This is a genomic window from Streptomyces sp. (genome assembly GCF_035644915.1).
GTDB lineage: Bacteria > Actinomycetota > Actinomycetes > Streptomycetales > Streptomycetaceae > Streptomyces.
Genome location: NZ_DASQNP010000235.1, coordinates 1 through 7,254 on the forward strand (window position 1 = coordinate 1; position 7,254 = coordinate 7,254).

Annotated in this window: 6 protein-coding genes; 5 read left to right on the forward strand and 1 reads right to left on the reverse strand. The window is 76.1% G+C overall.

Going from position 1 to position 7,254, the window contains the following annotated elements:
• Positions 1–299 precede the first annotated feature (299 nt).
• The 4 genes from VE546_RS25285 (at position 300) to VE546_RS25300 (ending at position 4,414) form a co-directional block, all read left to right on the forward strand.
• Positions 300–1,310: a LacI family DNA-binding transcriptional regulator gene (locus VE546_RS25285; RefSeq protein ID WP_324926232.1), complete on the forward strand. Its 1,011-nt coding sequence runs from the start codon at positions 300–302 to the stop codon at positions 1,308–1,310.
• A 126-nt stretch (positions 1,311–1,436) separates the two neighbouring features.
• On the forward strand, positions 1,437–2,387 hold the full coding sequence (locus tag VE546_RS25290) for a ribokinase (RefSeq protein WP_324926234.1): 951 nt from the start codon (positions 1,437–1,439) through the stop codon (positions 2,385–2,387).
• A 2-nt stretch (positions 2,388–2,389) separates the two neighbouring features.
• Positions 2,390–2,860 carry an RpiB/LacA/LacB family sugar-phosphate isomerase gene (locus VE546_RS25295; protein WP_324926236.1) on the forward strand — a complete coding sequence of 157 codons (471 nt, stop codon included), beginning with the start codon at positions 2,390–2,392 and terminating at the stop codon, positions 2,858–2,860.
• A 174-nt stretch (positions 2,861–3,034) separates the two neighbouring features.
• Positions 3,035–4,414, forward strand: a complete 1,380-nt coding sequence (locus VE546_RS25300) for an MFS transporter (protein WP_324926238.1) — start codon at positions 3,035–3,037, stop codon at positions 4,412–4,414.
• 64 nt (positions 4,415–4,478) lie between these two features.
• On the opposite strand, the gene VE546_RS25305 is transcribed toward VE546_RS25300, so the two are convergent.
• Positions 4,479–6,635 carry a hypothetical protein gene (locus VE546_RS25305; protein WP_324926240.1) on the reverse strand — a complete coding sequence of 719 codons (2,157 nt, stop codon included), beginning with the start codon at positions 6,633–6,635 and terminating at the stop codon, positions 4,479–4,481.
• 217 nt (positions 6,636–6,852) lie between these two features.
• On the opposite strand from VE546_RS25305, the gene VE546_RS25310 reads away from it, so the two are divergent.
• Positions 6,853–7,254: Scr1 family TA system antitoxin-like transcriptional regulator (locus tag VE546_RS25310; protein ID WP_324926242.1), on the forward strand; the 402-nt coding region annotated here is incomplete at its 3' end.

Sequence of the window (7,254 nt, forward strand, 5' to 3'; positions counted from 1 at the left end):
GGCGCGCCCTGCTGGACGCCTGACCGGCCGCGCCCGACTCCGCCGCTTCCGGGTCGGCGCCCCGCCGACCTGCGGGTTCTGTCAAAAGGCCGGTGTGTTCGGGTCGGGTCGCGCGGTCCGGCGGCGGCCGGGTGCGCCGGCCGCCGGACCCGGGTCGCGCCGCACCACCTCTTGACGGGCGGGTGAGGGCTGCCCAATGATGCGCGGAAACGTTTCCATGGAAACGTTTCCGCGCCCCCCGCGGACGGCATCGAGCCATCGGGCGGCGGACGCGGCCGCCCGCACCGAAAGGCCCGCCCGTGGACACCACCGTGACGATCAAGGACGTCGCAGCGCGCGCCGGCGTCTCCGTGGGCACCGCCTCGCGCGTGCTCTCCGGCAACCCCTCCACGTCCGCCGCCTCGCGCGAGCGGGTGCACGCGGCGGCCAGGGAACTCGGCTACCGACCGGACGCACGGGCGCGCGCCCTGCGGTCGTCCCGCAGCCGTGCGGTGGGCCTGCTCGTCTCCGACGTGCGCAACCCGTTCTTCGCCGACATCGCGCACGGCGCCGAACAGGCGGCGCTCGCCTCCTCGTACGTGACCCTGCTGGCGAACGCCAACGAGGACACCGCACAGCAGGACACCTACCTGGAGGCGTTCGTCACCCAGCGCGTCGACGGAATCATCATCGCGCCGCAGGGCGAGGGGAGCGGCAGCCTGCGCGCGCTCGTCCGGGCCCGCACACCGCTCGTCTTCGTCGACCGCACCGTCGACGGCTTCGACGTGCCCAGCGTGACCGCGGACAACGCACAGGGGGTGGCCCTGGCCGTGGCCCACCTCGCCGCCCGGGGACACACCCGCATCGGGTACATCGGAGGACCCCCGTCCGTCTCCACGGCGCGCACCCGCCACGACGCCTACCTCGACGCCGTGGCCCGGCACGGCCTGGACGACGACCCCGGACTCGTCGCGGTGGGCGACTACCGCAGCGCCAGCGGCGCCGCGGCCGCCGCCGCGCTGCTCGCCGCCCGCCGCCCGCCGACCGCGCTGCTGGCGGCGGACAGCCTGATGGCCGTCGGCGCGCTGGGGGAGGTGCGCCGGCAGGGCCGGCGGATCGGCACGGACCTCGCCCTGGTCGCCTTCGACGACATCGAGTGGTTCCGGGAACTCGATCCGCCGCTCACGGTGGTGGCCCACGACGCGCGTGCGCTCGGCGAGCGGGCGATGCGCCTGCTGCTCGACGTCATCGACGGCAGGCCGGTCGCATCGGAGGTGCTGCCGATGCGGCTCGTCGTACGCGAGTCCTCCACCGGGCGGCCGGACCACTGACGCCGGGGCGGCGCCGGCGTACCGCCGCATCGCCCGGCACGCGCCGCGAACCCCGCGCGGACGGGAGACCCCTCCGCGCCGCCCCCGCACACCCGAAGACCCCGTCCCCGAACCGGAAAGCCGCCCATGCCATCCGTGCACGTCGTAGGAAGTCTCAACGCCGACCAGTTGCTGGAGGTGCCGGCGTTCCCGGGGCCCGGCGAAACCGTGCTCGGCTCCGGAATGCGGATCACCGCCGGCGGCAAGGGCGGCAACCAGGCGGTGGCGGCCGCCCGCGGCGGAGCCCGCACCACCATGGTCGGTGCGGTCGGCGACGACGCGCACGGACGGCTGGTGCGCGAGGCACTGGCCGGAGCGGGCGTGTGCACCGCGTCGGTGCGCACCGACCCCGGGGCGCACACCGGGCTCGCCGTGGTGATGCTCGAACCCCGGGGGGACAACCGCATCGTCGTCACCCCCGGAGCCAACGCCCGTCTCACCGAGGCCGACGTCGAGGCCGGCCTCGCCGCCGTCGAACCCGGCGACGTCGTGCTCCTCCAACTGGAGGTCCCGCCCGTCGTGGTGGCGCACGCGGCCCGCCTCGCCGGCGCCCGGGGCGCCACGGTGGTGCTCAACGCGGCGCCGGCGCCCTCGGACGCGCACTGCCTCGACCCCGACGACCTGGACGTCCTGGTCGTCAACGACCCGGAGGCGCAGGCCGTCGCCCGCCTGTTCGGCATCGACGAACCGGCCGCGCCCGACCGGGTCCTGGCCCTCGCGCGGGCCCTGGACGTGCTGGCCGTGTGCACGATGGGCGCCCAGGGCGCGTACGCCGCACCGGCCGGCGGACGGCAGCCGGCCCTGTACGTCCCCGCCGTCCCGGCCGTGCCCGTCGACACGACCGCCGCGGGCGACACCTTCACCGGCTATCTGGCGGCGGCGCTCGCCGGCGGGGCGGACGACCTGCCCACGGCGCTGGACCGGGCCGCCGCCGCGGCCGCGCTCGCCGTCACCCGCCGCGGCGCGATGGCGTCGATCCCCGAGCTGGGCGAGGTCCTGCGGACCCGCCACCCCTCCCACCTCACCACCAAGGAGTGACCGTGCGCATAGCACTCGGCAACGACCACGCGGGACTCGGACTCAAGGAGCACGTGCGCCAGGTGCTGCTGCGCCTCGGGCACGAGGTGCTCGACCGCGGAGTGGACACCGACGAACCCGTCGACTTCCCCGACATCACCTTCGCCACCTGCGACGCGGTGCGCCGGGGCGAGGCCGACCGGGCCGTGCTCGTGTGCGGTACCGGCGCCGGTGCCCTGATGGCCGCGAACAAGATCCCCGGCATCCGCTGCGGCCTCGGCCACGACGTGTACTCCGCCCACCAGGCCGTCGAGCACGACGACGCCAACGCCATCGCCATGGGCGCGTGGCTGATCGGCCCGGCGACGGCCACCGAGGTCCTCGAAGCCTTCCTCGCCGCGAGGTTCGACAACGACGACGACACCGTGCGCCGCGTCGCCAAGCTCCGGGAGCTGGAACTGCGGTCGGCACGCGAACTCGCCCACCTCGTCTGACATCCCGGCCCGCGGCGCCTCCCCACGCCGTGCGCCCCGCTTCCCCGTGCCCCCGCCCCCTCCTCCGTACCCCCGTCCCCCGGCCTTGACCGCACCCCCGTCCCCCACCCCCCACCCCACCGGCCGATGCGCCGACCCGTCCCCGCGCCCACCGCCATCAGAGGAGACCCTGATATGAGCGCGCCCACCCCGACCGCACCCGGCGCTCCCCGCGGACGTCTCAAGACCGCGTTCGCCTCCGCAGCGGGCACCTGTGTCGAGAACTACGACTTCGTCGCCTACGGCACCGCCTCCGCCCTGTACTTCGGCGACGCGTTCTTCCCCGACTCCGACCCGCTGGTCGGCACCCTCCTCGCCTTCGCCACGCTCGGCGTCGGCTTCCTGATGCGTCCCGTCGGAGGTGCGCTCGGCGGGTACCTCGGCGACCGGCACGGCCGCAAGCCGGTGCTCGTCGGCGCCCTGCTGACCATGGGCGTCGCCACCGTCCTCATCGGCCTGCTGCCCACCTACCAGCAGGCCGGCGTCCTCGCCCCGGTCCTGCTGGTGGCCATCCGCTGCGTCCAGGGCCTCGCGTTCGGCGCCGAGTGGGGCGGCGCGGTGATGATGACGTACGAGCACGCCCCGCGCGGGCGCCGGGGCCTGTACGCGGCGATACCCCAGGCCGGGAACCCCCTGGGCATCGCCCTGGCCAACATCGCGTTCCTGCTCTCCGCCTCCCTCGACGGCGACTGGGCCTGGCGCCTGCCGTTCCTGGCCAGCGCCCTGCTGATCGTCGTGGGACTGGTCGTGCGGATGAAGCTGAGCGAGTCGCCGGAGTTCGAGGCGGCGAAGGCCGGGGGCGAAACGGTGCGCAACCCGCTGCTGACCGTGCTCCGCGACGACTGGCGCAGCATCCTGCGCATCATCGCCCTGCGCGTCGTCGAGTCGTGCGCCTACTACCTGACGGCCACCTACCTGCTGTCGTACGTCACCGACCGCGACCCGGACGACCGCGGTGTCGCACTGGCCGGCGTCGTCGTCGCCAGCGTGCTGGCCGTGGGCACCACCGTGCTGTCCGGCGCGCTCACGGACCGGGTCGGACGCCGCTCCGTCTACCTGGCCGGCTGCCTGCTCGCCGTGGCCTTCGGCATCCCCATGTACGTCATGGCCAACACCGGCTCGGCCGTGCTGATCGTGCTGACCTTCCTCATCGCCATCGGCATCATCCACGCCGCGCTGACCGGCACTCAGGCGGCCTGGTTCGCGGAGCTGTTCAGGACCGGAACGCGCACGTCCGGCGCGTCGCTGGGCTACCAGACCGCCGCGTCGGTCGCGGGCTTCGCCCCGTTCGCGGCCGTCCTCCTGGCCGACTCCTTCGGCTGGTGGGGACCGGCGGGGCTCTACGTCGGCGTCGCGGCCGTCGGCCTCGCCGGAGTGCTGGCGACCCGCGAGACCTGGGGCCGGGAGCAGCGCGCCGCCGCGGCGGCACCGGAGCCGGTGGCGGCCTCCGGCGGAGTCCCCGCGCGGCAGCCGGTCCTGCCCGACGGCACCGACGTCCCCCGCGCCCGCCCCTGACGGCGGCGCGGAGCGGTGGCGCGCCCGGGCCGCTGGGCTCCGGGCGCGTCACCGCCCGTCTCCGTCAGGCCAGGGCGGCCAGCACCGCGCGCGCCTCCTGCCGGAACCGCTCGTCCGCGCGGATCATCTCGTGCTCCAGCCCCGACCGCACCACCCGCGGATCGCGCTCGGCGAGTGCGGTCAGCCTGCGTATGTGCTCCCCGGACAGCGCCCGGGCACCGAGGGCGCGCAGCGCCTCCAGCGCGGTGTCCGGGTCGGCGTCCAGTTCGGCGGATTCCAGGGCGGCCTCGGCCAGGGCGGTGCGGTCCAGGCCGTCGGCCCCGGAGCCGCCGTCGTCCGGGCCGTCGCCGGGGACGGTGGCCAGCAGCGCGAGCACCGCGGCCGGGGCCTGCACCGGGTCGTCCAGCAGCCGCTCCAGCCGGGGCCGCAGCAGGCGCGCGGCGGGACCGAGCAGGGCCGCGGCCCGCGCCGCCCGCACCCCCGTCCACCGGAACCAGGGCTCCTCCGCGACCGCCGCGAGCACCCCGTCCAGCACCCGCACCGCCTCGTCGGCCTCACCGGTGATCCGCCACAGGGCGGCGGCCACCTCCGCGTCACCGTCCAGCCGCGGCACGGTGCGCTCCTGCCCCGGCCCGCTCAGCGCCGCCCGCAGCGCGGGCACCAGCTCGGCGGCGTCCGGCCCCAGCTCCCCGGCCGTACGCGCCGCCTCGCGCACCGTGTAGCCCCCGCCCTCCAGGGCGGCGGCCAGGGCGTCCAGGAGCGGGCCCAGCTCACCGGTCAGGCCGTGCAGCGCGCCCGCCGCCTCCAGCCGGCCCTCCGCGGGCCCCATCGCGGCCGCCTCGCGCAGCCATCCGGCCACCCGCTCCCGCTTCCGCTCCGGGCACACGGCCGCCATCGCCCCGGGCACGGCCCGCGGGAAACGGGACAGGACGGCGCGCAGCTCGGGCAGGGCGGCCGCGGCCCGCTCACCCCAGGACGCCAGCAGCCGCGCCAACTGCGCCGGCTCGTTGGGGCCCAGGTCGTCCGGCGCGGCCAGCCGCGCCCGCACGGCCTCCAGCAGCTCGGGTACGAACGGGAACCGCCCGCCGGCCGGAGCGCGGAAACCGGCGACGGCGTCCAGCGCGCGGGGCCGCCCGCCCAGGTCGCGGGCGAGCAGCGGCGCGGCCCGCTCCGGGGCGGCGACGGCGAGCACCGCCAGCGCGCGGTCCGCCAGGTCACCGTTCCCCTCGGCGAGCGCCTCCAGTGCCGGTGCGGCGGACGCCGCCTGGGGCGCGAACTTGTCGAGGACGGGCAGCACGCGATCGACCACGGACTCCTCGTCCAGCAGCGGGACGATCGCGGGCAGCAGCCGCGCCGGGGCACCGCGCGAGACCGTGCACGCCCGGTCCGCGGCCCACAGGGCCTCGGCCCTGGCCTCGGGCCGCGGATCGCGGAGCGCGGCCTCCAGCAGCGCGCAGGCCGCCTCGCGCCCCTCGTCCGTGTCGCGGAGCAGCAGCGCCTCGGCGATGTGGCACAGCGGCTCCTGGCGCTCCTGGTCGAACCGGGAGGCGACCAGCTCGTCGGCCGGGAGGACGGAGAGCACCGTGTCGTGGTGCGCGGCGGTCCACGGCAGGCCCGCGTCCACGCAGACCAGCGCGGCGATGACCCGCACCTGCGGCGGCTCCTTTGGACCGAGGGCGGCCGTCGCCACGGCGGCCGTGCCCGCCGGGTCGAGCCGGGCCAGCGCGGCGAGCAGCTCCGCCCGTACGCCCGCCTCCCGCTCCCGCGCCCAGCACCGCCGCAGTTCCGGGAGCACCACGTCGGCGGCGGTGTGCGAGACCGCCCAGGCCGCGGCCTGCCGCACCCCGGCGTCGGGCGCCGACAACAGCGGGAGCAACACGGTCAGTTGGGCGGCGACGGCCGCCCGGCAGGCGCCCTCCTCGACGCCGTGCTCGTCCTCGCTCTCGGCGATGTCGCCGAGGAGGCCCAGCAGGTCGGCCGTCCGGCACCCGGCCGCCGCCAGCCGGGCCAGGTAGGGCACGGCGTGCGGAGTGGCGGCGTACACCGTGCCCTGGTGGATGACGTTGCCGTAGAGCTCGTGCAGGGCCTCCTCCGCGGCCTCCGCGTCATCGCCCGCCAGCGCCCGCAGCAGCCCGGGCACGTCGTCCGCGCTGCCGTAGGCGTGCTGCAACTCGGCCCAGGGCCGGGAGTCCAGGTCGGCGAGAACGTCTGCGGCATTCATGCGGGGATCATGGCACGCCTGTGCGACAGGGGAAGGGGCGGTCCGGTGGACGGCCGCCATGCCCCGGCAGGGGCCGCCCTCCTCGCGGAGGCGGCCCGTGACGACGGCCTCGGCACCCGGTACGACTATTGCCGAAAGTGCTTTGGCGGTTACCGAAAGTGCTTACGTTGGGCGGAAGTTCAGCCGGTACGACCGTTCCGCACAGGGGGAGCCCGCGATGACCGAGTCCAGGCAGCTCGACCCGTACACCTCGCCCCGCGCCTTCTACGGCGCCGAGCTGCGCCGCCTGCGGGAGGAGGCGGGCCTGACCCAGGCCCAACTCGGCGAACGCGCCTTCTGCTCGGGCGCGTACATCGGCCAGTTCGAGACGGCGGTGCGCCGCCCGCAGATGGACGTCTCCAAGCTCTTCGACGAGATCCTCGGCAGCGGCGGGCATTTGCAGCGCCTGTGCAGGCTGGCGCGGGAGACCAAGTACCCCGAGTACTTCGCCGATGCGGCGGAGTTGGAGAAGCTGGCGACGACGATCAGCGAGTACGCGCCGATGCTGGTACCGGGGCTGTTGCAGACCGAGGACTACGCGCGGGCCATCACACGGGCGACGCTTCCGCTCGCCCCGGAT